This window comes from Curvibacter microcysteis, assembly GCF_028649455.1.
Classification (GTDB): domain Bacteria; phylum Pseudomonadota; class Gammaproteobacteria; order Burkholderiales; family Burkholderiaceae_C; genus Curvibacter; species Curvibacter microcysteis.
In genome coordinates this window covers 533,644-548,936 of sequence record NZ_JAQSIO010000002.1, presented here as the reverse complement: position 1 = coordinate 548,936, position 15,293 = coordinate 533,644, and the positions used below count along the sequence as shown (strand labels likewise).

At 66.4% G+C, this 15,293-nt stretch carries 13 protein-coding genes, 2 tRNA genes and 2 riboswitches; of the genes, 14 read left to right on the top strand and 1 reads right to left on the bottom strand.

The window, feature by feature from the left end; translation table 11 throughout:
- Positions 1-8: 8 nt before the first annotated feature.
- The 6 genes from PSQ39_RS07755 to PSQ39_RS07730 all read left to right on the top strand — a co-directional run bounded on the left by PSQ39_RS07755 (position 9) and on the right by PSQ39_RS07730 (position 7,309).
- Positions 9-785, top strand: a complete 777-nt coding sequence (locus PSQ39_RS07755; protein WP_273926126.1) for a phosphoadenylyl-sulfate reductase — start codon at positions 9-11, stop codon at positions 783-785.
- A complete protein-coding gene (gene cysD / locus PSQ39_RS07750; protein WP_409242004.1) occupies positions 782-1,753 on the top strand; it encodes a sulfate adenylyltransferase subunit CysD in 972 nt (323 codons plus the stop codon). The genes PSQ39_RS07755 and cysD overlap by 4 nt, the downstream gene beginning before the upstream one ends.
- On the top strand, positions 1,753-3,051 hold the full coding sequence (locus tag PSQ39_RS07745) for a sulfate adenylyltransferase subunit 1 (RefSeq protein ID WP_273926125.1): 1,299 nt from the start codon (positions 1,753-1,755) through the stop codon (positions 3,049-3,051). The genes cysD and PSQ39_RS07745 overlap by 1 nt, the downstream gene beginning before the upstream one ends.
- Positions 3,052-3,188: 137 nt before the next feature.
- Positions 3,189-3,518 carry a ferredoxin FdxA gene (gene fdxA, locus PSQ39_RS07740; protein ID WP_273926124.1) on the top strand — a complete coding sequence of 110 codons (330 nt, stop codon included), beginning with the start codon at positions 3,189-3,191 and terminating at the stop codon, positions 3,516-3,518.
- A 73-nt stretch (positions 3,519-3,591) separates the two neighbouring features.
- Complete coding sequence (locus PSQ39_RS07735; protein WP_273926372.1) at positions 3,592-4,671, top strand: NAD(P)/FAD-dependent oxidoreductase; 1,080 nt, start codon at positions 3,592-3,594, stop codon at positions 4,669-4,671.
- Between the two features lie 334 nt (positions 4,672-5,005).
- Entirely contained in the window at positions 5,006-7,309 is a 2,304-nt protein-coding gene (locus PSQ39_RS07730; RefSeq protein WP_273926123.1) for a PAS domain-containing protein, read from the top strand.
- Between the two features lie 47 nt (positions 7,310-7,356).
- On the opposite strand, the gene thiD is transcribed toward PSQ39_RS07730, so the two are convergent.
- Entirely contained in the window at positions 7,357-8,214 is an 858-nt protein-coding gene (gene thiD, locus PSQ39_RS07725) for a bifunctional hydroxymethylpyrimidine kinase/phosphomethylpyrimidine kinase (RefSeq protein ID WP_273926122.1), read from the bottom strand.
- Positions 8,215-8,304: 90 nt separating this feature from the next.
- Positions 8,305-8,421, top strand: a riboswitch (TPP riboswitch).
- A gap of 130 nt (positions 8,422-8,551) precedes the next feature.
- On the opposite strand from thiD, the gene PSQ39_RS07720 reads away from it, so the two are divergent.
- The 8 genes from PSQ39_RS07720 to PSQ39_RS07685 all read left to right on the top strand — a co-directional run bounded on the left by PSQ39_RS07720 (position 8,552) and on the right by PSQ39_RS07685 (position 15,262).
- Complete coding sequence (locus PSQ39_RS07720; RefSeq protein WP_409242010.1) at positions 8,552-9,640, top strand: FAD-dependent oxidoreductase; 1,089 nt, start codon at positions 8,552-8,554, stop codon at positions 9,638-9,640.
- Positions 9,641-9,677: 37 nt separating this feature from the next.
- Positions 9,678-9,875, top strand: coding sequence for a sulfur carrier protein ThiS (gene thiS / locus PSQ39_RS07715; protein ID WP_273926370.1), 198 nt, complete (start codon positions 9,678-9,680; stop codon positions 9,873-9,875).
- A gap of 5 nt (positions 9,876-9,880) precedes the next feature.
- Positions 9,881-10,717: a thiazole synthase gene (locus tag PSQ39_RS07710; RefSeq protein WP_273926121.1), complete on the top strand. Its 837-nt coding sequence runs from the start codon at positions 9,881-9,883 to the stop codon at positions 10,715-10,717.
- A gap of 31 nt (positions 10,718-10,748) precedes the next feature.
- Positions 10,749-11,696, top strand: coding sequence for a thiamine phosphate synthase (locus PSQ39_RS07705; RefSeq protein WP_273926120.1), 948 nt, complete (start codon positions 10,749-10,751; stop codon positions 11,694-11,696).
- Between the two features lie 84 nt (positions 11,697-11,780).
- Positions 11,781-11,881, top strand: a riboswitch (TPP riboswitch).
- A 73-nt stretch (positions 11,882-11,954) separates the two neighbouring features.
- A complete protein-coding gene (locus PSQ39_RS07700; protein WP_273926119.1) occupies positions 11,955-14,198 on the top strand; it encodes a TonB-dependent siderophore receptor in 2,244 nt (747 codons plus the stop codon).
- A 42-nt stretch (positions 14,199-14,240) separates the two neighbouring features.
- A tRNA-Asn gene (locus tag PSQ39_RS07695) sits at positions 14,241-14,316 on the top strand.
- A gap of 73 nt (positions 14,317-14,389) precedes the next feature.
- Positions 14,390-14,465 (top strand) — tRNA-Asn (locus tag PSQ39_RS07690).
- A 197-nt stretch (positions 14,466-14,662) separates the two neighbouring features.
- A complete protein-coding gene (locus PSQ39_RS07685; RefSeq protein ID WP_273926118.1) occupies positions 14,663-15,262 on the top strand; it encodes a DUF2242 domain-containing protein in 600 nt (199 codons plus the stop codon).
- Positions 15,263-15,293: the final 31 nt, after the last annotated feature.

Here is a 15,293-nt window from a genome sequence, read left to right as displayed (position 1 = left end):
CCCGCGACATGAGTGCCATTTCTCTTTATGCCCACACCGCCTCAGCCGACCTGTCGGCCAAGGTGGCGGCCAGCCAGGCCCTGCTGCAGCAAGCTGTGGCCGAGTTCCAGCCCCTCACCCAGGCCTCCAGCCTGGGGGTGGAGGACATGGTCATCACCGAACTGCTGCACCAGGCCGGCGTGCTCCAGGCCCCCAGCCTGAGCGTGTTCGTGCTCGACACCGGCAAGCTGCACGCCGAGACCCTGGCCCTGATCGGCCAGATCGAAGCGCGCTATGGCAAGACCCTGGACCTCTACCGCCCGGACGCGGCAGCGGCCCAGGCCTTTGTGGCAGCCAACGGCGAAGACGCGATGTACAAAAGCATCGAACTGCGCAAGGCCTGCTGCGACATCCGCAAGATGGTGCCGCTGGCCCAGGCCCTGGAGGGTAAAAAGGCCTGGATCACCGGCCTGCGCCGCGAGCAATCCAACGCCCGCGCTGAAGTGCCCGATGTGGACCGCAGCGGCGAACGCGCCAAGGTCAATCCCCTGGCCAACTGGACGCTGGGCGATGTCTGGCGCTTCATCGAGCTGCACGGCGTGCCCTACAACCCCCTGCACGACCAATTCTTCCCCAGCATTGGTTGCGCGCCCTGCACCCGCGCTGTGACCCTGGGTGAGGACTTCCGGTCCGGCCGCTGGTGGTGGGAGCAGGAATCGGCCAAGGAATGCGGCCTGCATGTCGACCACGGTGAAGAGGCCGCCCCCGCCTCCAGCATCATCCCCATCCGCCCGGTGAACGCATGAACACCCGAACCGATCCCCAATTGCTTGAGCCTCAGACCATGACCGCCACCGGCACCTCCCCCACCAGCCACCTGAGCAACGCCCACCTGGACGCCCTGGAAGAAGAAACCATCTTCATCCTGCGCGAAGTGGCCGCTGCCTTCGAACGCCCCGCCCTGCTGTTTTCGGGCGGCAAGGATTCGCTGGTGATGCTCAAGTGCGCCGAAAAAGCCTTCGGCGTCGGCCGCATCCCCTACCCGCTGCTGATGATCGACACCGGCCACAACTTCCATGAAGTGACCGATTTCCGCGACTTCCGCGCCAAGGAACTGCAAGCCGAGCTGATCGTGCGCAACGTCGAAGACTCGATGAAGCGCGGCACCGTGCGCCTGGCCCACCCGGGCGAGTCGCGCAATGTGCACCAGTCCGTGACCCTGCTCGAAGCCATCGAAGAATTCCGCTTTGACGCGCTGATCGGCGGCGCGCGCCGCGACGAAGAAAAGGCCCGCGCCAAGGAGCGCATCTTCTCGCACCGCGACAGCTTCGGCCAATGGCAACCCAAGGCCCAGCGCCCCGAGCTGTGGACCCTGTTCAACACCCGCCTGGCCCCGGGCGAGCACTTCCGCGTGTTCCCCATCAGCAACTGGACCGAACTCGACGTCTGGCAGTACATCGAGCGCGAACAAATTGCCCTGCCTTCGCTGTACTACACCCACCAGCGCGAGGTGGTGGACCGCCGTGGCCTGCTGGTGCCGGTGACCGAACTCACCCCCGCCAAGGACGGCGAGACCGTGCAGTTGCGCGACGTGCGCTTCCGCACCGTGGGCGACATCACCTGCACCTGCCCGGTGGAAAGCCTGGCGGCCACGCCGGCGGACATCGTGATTGAAACCCTGGCCGCTGACGTGAGCGAACGCGGCGCCACCCGCATGGACGACAAAACGTCCGACGCCTCGATGGAAAAACGCAAGAAGGACGGTTACTTCTGATGAGCACGACTGAATTGAACACCCCCGCCAGCACCGACACCGAACTGCGTCCGGCCCTGCGTTTCATCACCTGCGGCTCGGTCGACGACGGCAAGAGCACCTTGATTGGCCGCCTGCTGGTGGACAGCAAGGCCGTGCTGCAAGACCACCTGGCCGGCGTGCAACGCCAAGGTGAAACCGACCTGGCCCTGCTGACCGACGGCCTGTCGGCCGAGCGCGAACAAGGCATCACCATCGACGTGGCCTACCGCTACTTCGCCACCGAGAGCCGCAAGTTCATCATTGGCGATGCCCCGGGCCACGAGCAGTACACCCGCAACATGGTGACGGCCGCCTCCAGCGCCGACGCCGCCGTGGTGCTGGTCGACGCCACCAAGCTCGACTGGAAGAACCCGGCCCTGGAACTGCTGGTGCAAACCCGCCGCCACTCGCTGCTGGTCAAGCTGCTGCGCGTGAGCTCGCTGGTGTTTGCCATCAACAAGCTCGACGCGGTCGAAGACCCGACGCTGGCCTTCCAGCACATCAGCGCGGCGCTCAAGGCCTTTGCCGACGCCGCCGGCATCCAGGTGCGCGCCACCATCCCCGTGTCGGCCCTGAAGGGCTGGAACGTAGTCGACGCCAAGGCCGGCTGGTGCGGCTACGAAGGCGACAGCCTGCTGCAACTGCTGGAACAACTGCCGGTGACCCATGCCGACGTTGAGCAGCCCTTTGCCTTCCCGGTGCAGTGGGTGGAGAAGTTCTCCTCCTCGTCGGACACCAGCCAGGGCCGCCGCGTGTTCTGGGGCCGTGTGGCCGCAGGCAGCGTCAAGCCCGGCCAGGCCGTGACGGTGCTGCCCGGCGGCCAGAGCGCCACCGTGGCCCAGGTGCTGGACCACGCACGCCGCCCCTCGGACATCGACGCCGGCCACAGCGCGGGCATCGTGCTGGACCGCGAAGTCGACGTGTCGCGCGGCGACTGGCTGCTGGCCCCGGGTCAGATCGAAGCCCAGCGCACCCTGCAAGCCACTGTCGCCTGGCTCGACGACGAAGCCCTGGTGCCCGGCCGCGTCTACTGGGCCTTGCATGGCCACCGCTGGATCAAGGCCAAGGTCAGCCGCATCGTGCACAAGCTCGACGTCAACACCCTGGCCGAAGAAGCCGCCACCGAGTTGCCGGCCAACACCATTGGCCTGATCGAACTGGCCCTGCAAGAGCCCGTGGCCACCCTGCCGTTCGAGCAAGCACGCGCCCTGGGCTCGCTGATCCTGGTCGACACCGCCAGCCACAAAACGGCCGCCGCCGTGCTGGTCAAGGCCTGATCCGACGCAGCCCCCAGGCCAGAGGCCGCAGACTTGTCGAGGACAAATCTGCGCTCTGGCCGGATTCCCCCTAAAATCAAGGGTTTTCCCGAAAATCGTTCGGGAAACCTTCCCCCCACCAGACAAAACCTCTTCCCATGACTCACGTCGTTACCGAAAACTGCATCAAGTGCAAATTCACCGATTGCGTGGATGTGTGCCCCGTGGACTGCTTCCGCGAAGGCCCCAACATGCTCGTGATCGATCCCGACGAGTGCATCGACTGCGCCGTGTGCATCCCGGAATGCCCGGCCAACGCCATCTTTGCTGAAGAGGACACCCCTTCGGACCAGCTGCACTTCATCAAGCTCAACGCCGAGCTGGCCCTGGCCGACGGCTGGAAGAGCATCACCAAGCGCAAGCCGGCCCTGCCCGACGCTGACGCCTGGAACAACAAGCCGGGCAAGCTGGCTGAACTGATCCGCTGATTCCCTGCCCCCCTTCGGACCGGGCACCCTGGGGTGCCCGGTCCCCACGGCTGACCCCTTGACCACCGCCCCCATGCTGCCGCCCATTGAAACCGATGCCCTTGTCATCGGCGCGGGGCCCGTGGGCCTGTTCCAGGTCTTTCAGCTTGGCCTGCAAGGCTTCCATGCCCATGTGGTGGACACCTTGCCCGCCGTCGGTGGCCAGTGCCTGGCGCTGTACCCCGACAAACCCATCTACGACATCCCCGGGCTGCCGGTGTGCACCGGGCGTGAGCTGGCCGACCGCCTGCTGCTGCAAACCAAGCCGTTTGCGCCCACCTTCCACCTCTCGCAAGAAGTGGCCGAAGTGGCCCAGCAGCCCGATGGCCGCTGGCTGTTGCAAACCACGGTCGGCACCCGTTTTCTGACCCGCACCGTGTTCATTGCCGCTGGCGTGGGCGCGTTTGTGGCGCGCAGCCTGCGCCTGGAAGGCATCCAGGCCTTTGAAGACCAGCAAGTGCACTACCAAGCGCCGGAGCCAGAGACGCTGGCGGGCCAACGCGTGGTGATCAACGGCGCCGACGAAACCGCCGTACAAGCGGCGGTGGACGCAGCGAATCAAAAACGGAGCGGACTGAACGCGCCCCGCAGTGTGACCCTGTTGCACCGCAAAGACGTTTTTGAAGCCCCGGCCCCGCTGTTGGCTGAACTGGCCGCCTTGCGCGCCGCAGACGCCCTGCGGGTGACCGTGGGCCAAGCGGTGGGCCTGCAAACCCATGACAGCACCCCAGGCCCACGTCTGACCGGTTTGCAAATTGCCACCGCCGACGACGAGGAGCTGACCCTGCCGGTGGACCAGCTTCTGGTCTTCTTGGGCTTGGCGCCCCGCCTGGGACCGCTGGTGAACTGGGGCCTGGCCATGGAGCGCAAATTGCTGCCCGTGGACCCGGTCAGTTGCGGCACCGAGCTGCCCGGCATCTTTGCCGTGGGTGACATCAACCACTACCCCGGCAAGCGCAAGCTGATCCTCTGCGGCTTCCATGAAGCCACCATGGCCGCCTTCGCCGCCGCCCAATGGCTGTCGCCGGGCCAAGCGCCGGTGCGCCTGCAATACACCACCACCAGCACCCAATTGCAGCAACGCCTGGGCGTTGCGCCCGGCCCGCGTCACTGAAACGGGTGTCGCTGGCCCCCCTGGGTTCACGACGGGGCCAGCCCCACCGTGCCGGGGCCAGGCCGCCTTCGCGGCAGCCCAGCGCATGGTGGTTTGGCCCCTGGGATGACTGACCACGGCACCCAGCAGGGTCAACGGCTGGCCCCAGCCCGAAGCACCCTCTCTCAAGATGCTCATTCCTGCATCACAAACCCGATCCAATCAGGATAAAAATCACATTTGTCGCAATTTAAATATTGCCTAAATGATTCATTTGATATCATTCAAGTGATTGATTCTCCAGAGATCCCCTTCTACTGCGGCTGTTGCGCGCCGGAACAGCCGCCAACACGACATGCGGTTCCACCTTCCCGGACGTTTTCGCCTGCTGCTCTTGAACATCGCCGTGGCCTTGTTGCTGGGTGGCGTCGCCTGGACCAGCTTCAGGGTGCTGGATGCCATGCGGCTGGGCCAGCCATGGCCGCCCCCGAGCCGCTCCAGCAAAGACCTGGCGTCCGAGCTTCTGTTGCCCTCCCTGTACGTGACCGAGTCCTACCTGCTGTGTTTTGAGCTGGGCTCCAGCCCGGACCGAGACCCGCAAAAGCGCCTCATCACGCGGCTGGAGAAGCTCCAGGCCAACTACCAACAAAGCTACCAGCACTGGAGCAAGGCCATGGGCCTCGGCTCAGCCCAACTTCAGCAGCTCTACCGAAACGCCAACCAGAGTGCGCAGCAATTGCTCCGATTGGCGGTGGGGCCCTTCAGCCAAGCCGTCTTGCAGGGCCGCCGCGAAGAACAGCAGCAGCTCCTGGCGGAGCTGACGGTCTTGTTTGAAAAACACCGACGTGAACTCAACGAAACGGCCCAGGAAGCCAGGAAATCCGAACAAGGCCAGGAAAACTGGCTGGCCACCTACGTCGAACAGCAGCGTTTCTGGCTGGGACTGGAGTTGGGCACTGCCCTGGTGCTGAGCCTGCTGCTGGGGGCCGTGATGCAGCACAGCGTGCTGCCACGCTGGCGCCAACGCCTGTTGAATCCGCCCCGCGATCTGGCCGCGGGCACGCCGCCGACGGAGCCCCCCAGGGCCGAGCTCGCACGGGGGCCCACCAACCCCTGGCTGGCCGCGCTGGTCGACCCGCTGCCGCTGATCGTGGTGGGCGTGGACAAGCGCGGTGACATCGTGCTGTTCAACCAAGCGGCGGAGAACTTCACTGGCTTGGGACGCGAACAGGCCCTGGGGCAGAACTGGATGGCCTTGAGCGCGACACTGGAGCCGACCCGCGCCCAGCCACCCCAGCCAGACCCGGCCTTCGGTGAAGCCGCCCTCCATGAGCTGACCGATCGAAGTGACGCGCGCCGGCGAATTGTCTGGCGCTGCAGCCCGCCCTGCCAGATCCCCAGCCCGTGGGGCGCCAGCTCGGTGGTGCAAATCAATGTCGGCATTGATCTGACCGAGCCGCAGTGGCGCGAAGAGCAAGGCCTGCAGGCCGCCGCAGCGCCCCCAGTCGAAGCGCTGACGCCAGCGCCCGACCTGGCTTGGACCGCGCACTTGCAGGCCCTCAAGAACCCCTTGAATACCGTTTTGGGCCTGGGCAGCCTGGCACTGCGTCAGGCCTCAGATGACGCCCAGCGTCACACGCTCAAGCGCCTGAACCTGGCCGCCCAGGCGCTGCACCAATGGTTGGACAGCGCCAAGGTGCTGGCCGATATCCAGGGCGCCGAGGTGCTGGGCATGCCGCAGCCCTTCTGCTTGCTGGACACCCTGGACGACTTGCTGACCTCCACCGTGCTGCAGGCCGATGAGCAAGGCCTGCATCTGGAACAAGAGGTGCCCGATCAGGTCACCACGGCCTTGGTGGGAGATGCCGCCTACCTGCTGAGCATCTTGCGCCGAGTGGTGGACCACGCCATGGCCTGCAGTGGCCCCGGCGCCATCCAGGTCAGCGTGGCGCAACTGAGCATGCAGGCGGACACGGTGGCGCTGCGTTTTGCCGTCCGTGTCCCCCAAGCCCGGGACGCCACGGAGCCCCAGTCACCGTGGTTCGCCGCCCCGACGCGGCTGGCCGCGCCCCCCCTGCCAGGGGGTGGGCCGCTTGACCTGCCTCAACACATGGTCGGGACGTTGGGGGGCCGACTGTGGGTGGAGCCCTGCGGTGACACGGGGCTCCAAGTGCTTTTCACGGCGGTCTTTGCCAAAGCTTCGGCAGCGCAAATCCAGCAGCTGACCACCTCGGTGACCTTGACGCCCCGTCGCCTGCTGGTGCTGGAGCCCGACCCCGACGCGCGTGAGATCCTCCAGCAGGTCTTGGGGGCCTGGCAGATCCCCGTGCAAGGGGTTGCGACGCCCCAAGCCGCCTCCGACGCGCTCGCACAGGCCGAACAAGAGGGCCATCCCTTCCAGACGCTGTTGCTGGCCCTGGAGCCTGGGGCGGTCGAGCCTTGGACGTGGCTGCAGTCGCTGCGCGGTGCCAGCCCCCAGACGACCTTGCTGGAACGGGTGGCCCTGACCACCGCCCCACCCAGCCAAGTCCTGCAGACCGCCCAGCGCATGGGGCTTCGCCTGGATCAGGTGCTGGAAAAACCCATACGCCCCCATGCGCTGCTGACCGCTCTGCGGCATCTGCAAGCCAATCGCAGCCAAGCCGCCTCCACACCATGAGCCGGCCCTCACCAGTGCGCTGGCAGCGCGCCTGGAACGGCCTCAACTCAAGCGCTGGGCAGCAAGCGCAGGCCATGGTTCAAGGGGCCATGCCCTTGGCCCACCTGCACCCCGGCACCTCCGCGGATGGCTTGCACGATGAAGGCGCGCGCCTCGCTGACCGCCTGGGCCAGGGGCAAGCCGCCCGCCAGACCGCAAGCGACGGCAGCGGACAAGGTGCACCCGGTGCCATGGGTGTTGCGACTGGCAAGGCGGGGGCTGGACAAGCGCAGCTGGGTGCCGTCACGCGCCAGTAGCAAATCCACCACCTCCTCACCGGGCAGGTGACCGCCTTTGAGCAGCACCGCCCGGGCGCCCAGGGCCAGCAGCTCATGGGCTGCTGGTTCCAGTTCACTGGCATCGCAGATGCGGTGGCCCAACAGGGCTTCAGCCTCATCCAGGTTGGGCGTGATCAGGGAGGCGCGCGGAAACAACTCGCGCACCAGCACCGTCGCGGTGCTGTCGTCCATCAAGCGGTGGCCGCTGGTGGAGACCATCACCGGGTCGAGCACCAGGTGGGGCCACTGGTAGCGGTCCAGGGCCTGGGCCACGGCGAGCACGGCTTCGGCACTGGGCAACATGCCGGTTTTGACGGCATCCACGCCGATGTCCTGGGCAACAGCATCCATCTCCTCGATCAGGTGCGCCACCGGGACCGGGTGCACCGCCCGCACGCCGAGGGTGTTTTGAGCGGTCAAGGCGGTGATGGCCGTCATGCCGTGGCAGCCCAGGGCCAGCATGGTTTTCAGGTCAGCCTGGATGCCGGCGCCCCCGCCGCTGTCGGAGCCCGCGATGCTCAACACCCGCAGGTAGCGGGCGGCGGGCGACACGGCGGAAGAGGACGAAGAAGCTGCGGAATCGGTCATGGCGGGGCTCGGTGGTGGGGCTCAGGTCGGCGCGATTATGGCGTCCATGCCGCCAGCGCACCGCCCGCTTTGTGCTGTAATCGCGGCTTGCGGATGAAACAGGGGTGCCTGTCGGACGATCGTGAAACGATCCAACGGCTGGGCTGAGAAAGACCCTCATGACCCGATCCAGATCATGCTGGCGTGGGAAGTTTCAATCAACGACGCGCGGCCTCGTTTCGTCCTGCTCAGGCATTCCCTGGAAAGGACTTTTGACGTGCTGGCCCCTGTCGCCCCTTCTGCTGCGCCCCCGCCCTCCGCCCCCGAGCGGCGAAGCCACCACCCCACCCGTCCCCTGATCGGTCCGCACACCCGCCGTGTCGCGGTGCTGGGCGCTGGTTTGATGGGCCGTCTGATGGCCTGGCGCCTGGCCCGGGCCGGCCAGACCGTGGCGCTGTACGAGGCCGGCAGCCCCCAGGCCGAGGGGGCGGCCGCCCGGGTCGCCGCCGCCATGCTGGCGCCCTTGGCCGAATCCGCGGTGACCGAGCTGCCCGTGGTGCGCATGGGCCAGTACGCGCTGGGCCGTTGGCCGGCGCTGCTGGCCGAGCTGCGTGAGCCGGTGTTCTTCCAACGCGAAGGCACCCTGATCGTCTGGCACCGCCAGGACCGCCCCGAAGCGCAGCGCTTTGAACACCTGCTGCGCAACACCACCCGGCACCTCCCCGAACTGCCCGTGCCCCAAGCCCTGGATGCGGCCGGCCTGGCCGGCTTGGAGCCTGAACTGGCCGACCGCTTCAGCCAAGGCCTGTACCTGCCGGACGAGGGCCAACTGGATAACCGCGCGCTGCTGGCGGCCTTGCTGAGCGAGCTGCAAAGCTGCGGCGTGGCCCTGCACTGGAACAGCCCGCAAGAGCCTGCCACGCTGGCCGCCGACGCCAGTTGCTGCGTGCTGGACTGCCGAGGCATCGGAGCCAACCCCCAATGGACCGGGCTGCGCGCCGTGCGTGGCGAGGTGGCACGCCTGCATGCGCCTGGCGTGCAACTGAGCCGCCCCACCCGGCTGATCCACCCGCGCTACCCGATCTACATCGCGCCCAAGCCCGACCAGGTGTTTGTGATCGGCGCCACCGAGATCGAGTCCGAGGACTTCAGCCCCGTCAGCGTGCGCTCCACGCTGGAACTGCTCAGCGCGGCCTACACCGTGCACCCCGGCTTTGGCGAGGCCCGCATCCTGGAGCTGAGCAGCCAGTGCCGCCCCACCCTGCCCGACAACCTGCCGGCGCTGCGCCAGCTGGCGCCCAATCTCCTGCAAATCAACGGCCTGTACCGGCACGGTTTCTTGATCGCGCCCGCCATCGCTGACGTGGCCTGCGCCTGGCTGACCCAGGGCGACGACACGCTGGCCCAGCGCCTGGGCGTGCCTTTGAGCACCGTGCTCCCCGCCTGAATTCCGCCCCTCTTTTTGAGCCCGCATCCCCATGACGATCCAAGTCCTGATCAACCAGAAGGCCGTTTCCTTGGCCGCTGACACCCCCCTGGCCGAAGCCCTGGCCCAACAGGCCTTCAGCCCCCCCTACGCGGTGGCCATCAACACCCAGTTTGTGCCCCGCTCGGCCTACGCCCAGACCCTGCTGAAGAGCGGCGATCAAGTCGAAGTCATCACCCCAGTCACCGGAGGTTGAAGCCCATGCCCCCCCTGCCCCTCCACCCCGAGCAGCCCGCTGTGGCCGATCCGCTCTTCCTGTACGGCCAACGTTTTGACAGCCGCCTGATGCTGGGCACGGCCCGCTACCCTTCGCCCGCCACCCTGCGTGAAGCGGTGCTGAGCGCCCGGCCGGCCATGCTGACCGCCTCGCTGCGCCGCCAAAGCGCCAGCGCGGAGGCCGCCAACGGCAGCCAAGACAACACCTTCTGGGCCCTGCTGCAAGAGCTGGGCGTGCCCGTGCTGCCCAACACGGCCGGCTGCCACAGCGCACAAGAGGCCCTGGCCACCTCGCACATGGCGCGCGAGGTGTTCAACACCGACTGGATCAAGCTGGAGCTGATCGGCGACGACTACACCCTGCAGCCCGACACCCTGAACCTGGTCGGCGTGGCCGACCGGCTGATCCGCGACGGCTTCAAGGTCCTGCCCTATTGCACCGATGACCTGGTGCTGTGCCAGCGCCTGGTGGACGTGGGCTGCCAAGCCGTCATGCCCTGGGCTGCGCCCATTGGCACGGGCAAGGGCCCCATCAACCCCCACGCCTTGCAGACCTTGCGCGAGCGCCTGGATGTGCCCCTGATCGTGGACGCGGGGCTGGGTCGCCCCTCGCATGCCTGCACCGTGCTGGAGTGGGGCTTTGACGCCGTGCTGCTGAACACCGCCGTGGCCTTGTCGCCCCAGCCAGTGCAAATGGCCCAGGCCTTTGCCCACGCCGTGCAGGCCGGTCGCCAGGCCTACCTGGCCGGGGTCATGCAAGAACAGGCCAGCGCCCAACCCAGCACGCCGGTGCTGGGCACTCCCTTCTGGCACCACGCCTGAACCCACCGCCCCCCCGTTCGAGTCCATTCGCATGCCCCACCCCGACCCCCAGACCGCCCTGGCCCAGACCCTGCTCAACACCCACCAGTCCCGCTTCGGCCTGGCCAGCGACCTGCCCAGCGATGCGCCATCAGGCCCCGAGACCTACCAAGCGGCCTGGCGGGCCTGCCGCGCCTTGGGCTTCATTGAACGCGACGCCCACTGCCTGGCCCAGGCCTGGCAACACCGAGCGCAACGCACCGGCCGCGCCGATGATCTGAGCTGGCCCGAGCAGCCCGAAGACTTCGGACTGGGCCAAGGCCTGGACCCCGCCCTCGCCTTTGCGCCTTGTCCCCAAGCCTTGGGGCTGTATGTGGTGGCCCCCAGCGCCGAGTGGATTGCGCGCCTGGCCCGCATGGGCGTGCCCACGCTGCAGCTGCGCTTCAAGTCGGACCAGCCCCAGGCCATTCGCCAGGAGGTGCGAGCCGCCTTGCAAGCGGTGCGCGGCACCGAGGCGCGTCTGTTCATCAACGACCACTGGCAAATTGCCATCGAGGAAGGCGCCTGGGGCGTGCACCTGGGGCAGGAAGACCTCGAAGGCCTGGACCTCACGCCCTTGCGCGCGGCCGGTCTGCGCCTGGGCGTCAGCACCCATGGCTACGCCGAGATGCTGCTGGCCGACCGGGTGCAGCCCAGCTACATCGCCATGGGCGCGGTCTTCCCCACCACCCTCAAGGCCATGGCCACGGCCCCACAGGGCGTCGCTCGCTTGCAGGCCTATGCCCAACTGATGCGCCGCATGGCCCAGCCTTACCCGCTGGTGGCCATCGGCGGCATCGAACGCAGCCGCCTGCCTGAGGTGCTGGCCAGCGGCGTGGGCAGCGTCGCCGTGGTGCGCGCGGTGCTGGCAGCCGCTGACCCGCAGGCCGAGGTGGACGCCTTTCAGGACGCCCTCCAAAACGCGCTCCAAGACGCGTCCTGCCGCAGCCCCCGCGTCTGACGGGCCGGGCGGGTCATTCCTCCCGCCCGCTCAGCCGCTTCACCAGCCGATTACAATTCGGTCATCTCGCGGTCACACGAACCGCGAGGCCGCTAGGGGTGTCTGGACTGCCAAGTCCGGGCTGAGAAAGTCCCTTTGAACCTGATTGAGATCATCCTCGCGCAGGGAAGCATGGTGAAACGTTGCCGGGCTGAGCTTTAGCCATCGCCCCGGCCCGTGCGCTGCTCTTTCCTGCCCCCATTGGAAAGTACCTGAAGCATGCGCCATTTGATGCCCCACCACCTGAACTTGCGCCCAGCCACGGCCACCGGCCTGGCCGTGTCCCTGCTGCTGGCCAATCTGGCCTGGGCCCAGCAAGCCCCCGCAGAAAAGTCCTTGCCCGCCGTGCAGGTGAGCGAACGCAACGCAGCCCCGGTGGCCGACGTGACCGGCTTTGGCGACGTGCCGGCGCGCGAAGTGCCCATTTCAACCACCGTGATCGACCGCGCCGAGCTCGATCGCGTGGGTGCCCGCCGCCTGGCCGACCTGACCCAATTGGATGCGTCGGTCACCGACGGCTACAACGCCCCCGGCTACTGGGACACGCTGAACATCCGCGGCTACACGCTGAATCAGAACTACAACTACCGCCGCGAAGGCCTGCCCATCAGTGCCGAGACGGTGATCCCACTGGACAACAAAGAGCGCATCGAAATCCTCAAGGGCACCAGTGGCCTGCAGTCCGGCACCAGCTCGCCGGGCGGCCTGGTCAACTACGTCGTCAAGCGCCCCACCGAAACCCCGCTGCGCGAAGTGACCCTGAGCACCGGCGAGCGCGGCAGCCGCCTGCTGGCCCTGGACCTGGGCGGGCGCAGCGAGAACAAAGTGCTGGGCTACCGCCTGAACATCGCGCATGAAGACATGCGCCCCTTGATCAACAACACCAACGGCCGCCGCGACCTGCTGGCTTTTGCCGGTGACGCGCGCCTGAGCCGCGACACGGTGTTGTCGGCTGAGTTGGAATGGAGCCAACAAACCCAAGCCAGCGTGCCAGGCCAGAGCCTGCTCGGCAGCCAACTGCCCAGCGTACGCGACCCCAACATCAACCTGAACAACCAGCCGTGGTCCAAGCCCAATGAATTCCGGGGACTGACCGGCACGGTCAAGCTCGACCAAGCCATCAACAACCAGTGGAGCTGGCAAGCCGTTTATGGCTCGCAGCGCCTGAAGAGCAACGACCGCCTGGCCTACCCCTTCGGTTGCTACGACGCGAGCAGCGGCGCCTACTACGCCGACCGCTACTGCCCCTCCAGCAGCACCGGCAAGGCCGGTGTGGGCCTGGCCGACATCTACCAGTTCGAAAGCAACAACGAACGTCGCCAGCAGCAGGCCCTGCAATGGCGCTTGCAAGGCAATACCGTGTTGGCTGGCGTGCCCCACCAGGTCAGCACCGGCTTGTTGCGCAGCGTGCTGAACAACCGTTTTGACTACCAGGCCGATGGCTCGGCCGCCGTGGGCCAGGCGACGACCGATGGCCTGACCGTCATCCCAGCGCCCAACCCGCCCCTGGCCTTCAACAGCCCCAACACCAACCGTGACGAATACAACACCGAGTTGTTTGTGCAGGACATGGCACGCTGGACGCCCCGCCTGAGCAGCTGGGCCGGCCTGCGCCACACCGCGCTGGACCGTCACAGTGTGCAAAACAGCGGTGGCCGCGAAACCCGCTACCGCCAAAGCTTCACCAGCCCCTGGCTGGGCCTGAGCTATGACCTGGGTCAGCAACTGTCGGTCTACGGCAGCTGGGGCCGCGGCGTCGAGTCCAGCGTGGTGCCCAACCGCGCCTATTACGCCAACGCCGGCACCGGGATCCCCGCCGCACAAAGCACGCAAAAAGAAGTCGGTCTGAAGCACGCCAGCACCGACCTCAACTGGCAACTCAGCTACTTCGACATCCGTCGACCCGCGCTGTATGAGAGCCAAATCAGCGACGCCGCCCTGGCCGCCCAGCTGTGCCCCAGCAGCAGCAGCGACTGCCGCACCCAAAGCTACAACGGCGATGCACACCACCGCGGCCTCGAAGCCTCCGCCAGCACCCGCCTGGGCGACTGGCGCCTCAACGGCAGTGCCCTGCTGCTGCGTGCTGTGCGCCACAGCGCCGACGCCACCCTCAACGGTCTGGCCCCCACCAACGTGCCCAAGCAAGTGCTGCGCGCCCACGCGGAGTACCGCATTGCCCAAGTGCCGGGCCTCAGCGTGGGCGGCGGCCTGACCCACGAGGGCAGCCGCAAGGTGGTCAGCACCAGCACCGAGCAGGTGGACCTGCCCGCCTGGACCCGTTTTGACGCCCAGGTGCGTTTGGCGCAAAAGCACAGCGATAGAAGCAGCACCGTCTGGTTGTTCAGCGTCGACAACCTGTTCAACCGCAGCTACTGGCGCGAGTCGCCGACCAGCTTCGGCCACGTCTACCTGTACCCTGGCGCGGCAAGAACTTTGCGTTTGACGATGAAAACCAGCTTCTGACTTTTCAGGACCCAATTTTTGTGTATATAATCTAAGTCTTGTTCCTCGATAGCTCAGTCGGTAGAGCGCCGGACTGTTAATCCGTAGGTCCCTGGTTCGAGCCCAGGTCGAGGAGCCAAGTTTTTACAATTTAATTTCCAGAAGTTTCTGACCCCTGCAATGCAGCAGGTCAGGTCTTCAGGTACCGACATTCCTCGATAGCTCAGTCGGTAGAGCGCCGGACTGTTAATCCGTAGGTCCCTGGTTCGAGCCCAGGTCGAGGAGCCACTTAAAGCCCTGCAAACACCTTGTTTGCAGGGCTTTTTCTTTTTGCCCAAGCAAGGCGCGATGAAACCCCACTGCAACCGCCATCAGACATGGCGCGAATGGTGACTTCACCGGATCGATCAGTGACAAAGCAATAATGCGCTTCAGCGCTACACGGCTTGTTGGCCTGTCACGTCTGTTTTGGCTTCACTGCTTTCATGACCCATTCACCCCTCCTCCGCCACCCAGTAACGCGCACCGCCCTTTTGCTGGGCCTGGCTTTGAACTTGACCGCTTGCGGCCTGTGGCCCAAATCGCCTGCGGCCCACGGCCCCTCGGCCTACCAAAACGAGCAGTTTCAAGCCAATGAAAACTTCTCTCGCCTGTTTGATGGCGCGTCAGACACCACCTGCGAAGCGGCCCGCCGTGCGCTGCTGAGCCAAGGCTATGTGATCACGGGCAATCAGCCTTCGGGCATCAAGGGGCAAAAAAGCTTCCAACCCGATGGCGACACACACCTGGAGATCAATTTCACCATCGTCTGCGTGCCCGACGGGCGCGACAGCCGCGTCGCCACCGCGTACGTCACGGCCCAGCAAGACCGATACGCCGTGAAAAAAAGCAGCAACTCCACCAGCGTGGGGGTGAGTGCCATCGGCTCCATTTCACTGCCGCTGTCGTCCAGCCAGGACTCGATGGTCAAAGTGGCGTCGGAGACCATCTTGTCGGCCTCCTTTTACGACCGATTCTTTGCGCTGGTGTCGCAGCAATTGAAAGATTTGCGCGAGTCCGAAGCGGCGACGTCAGCCGGACGCTGACGGCCCAGCGGGCCCACCGCGCCGAACACCC

Bases quoted from the DNA above. Each gene is read 5' to 3' on its own strand.
- PSQ39_RS07710 (WP_273926121.1), top strand. From the start codon at position 9,881: ATGCCCCCCCTGCCCCTCCACCCCGAGCAGCCCGCTGTGGCCGATCCG.
- PSQ39_RS07705 (WP_273926120.1), top strand. From the start codon at position 10,749: ATGCCCCACCCCGACCCCCAGACCGCCCTGGCCCAGACCCTGCTCAAC.
- PSQ39_RS07735 (WP_273926372.1), top strand. From the start codon at position 3,592: ATGCTGCCGCCCATTGAAACCGATGCCCTTGTCATCGGCGCGGGGCCC.
- PSQ39_RS07730 (WP_273926123.1), top strand. From the start codon at position 5,006: ATGCGGTTCCACCTTCCCGGACGTTTTCGCCTGCTGCTCTTGAACATC.
- PSQ39_RS07685 (WP_273926118.1), top strand. From the start codon at position 14,663: ATGACCCATTCACCCCTCCTCCGCCACCCAGTAACGCGCACCGCCCTT.
- PSQ39_RS07745 (WP_273926125.1), top strand. From the start codon at position 1,753: ATGAGCACGACTGAATTGAACACCCCCGCCAGCACCGACACCGAACTG.
- PSQ39_RS07755 (WP_273926126.1), top strand. From the start codon at position 9: ATGAGTGCCATTTCTCTTTATGCCCACACCGCCTCAGCCGACCTGTCG.
- thiD (WP_273926122.1), bottom strand. From the start codon at position 8,214: ATGACCGATTCCGCAGCTTCTTCGTCCTCTTCCGCCGTGTCGCCCGCC.
- PSQ39_RS07700 (WP_273926119.1), top strand. From the start codon at position 11,955: ATGCGCCATTTGATGCCCCACCACCTGAACTTGCGCCCAGCCACGGCC.
- cysD (WP_409242004.1), top strand. From the start codon at position 782: ATGAACACCCGAACCGATCCCCAATTGCTTGAGCCTCAGACCATGACC.
- fdxA (WP_273926124.1), top strand. From the start codon at position 3,189: ATGACTCACGTCGTTACCGAAAACTGCATCAAGTGCAAATTCACCGAT.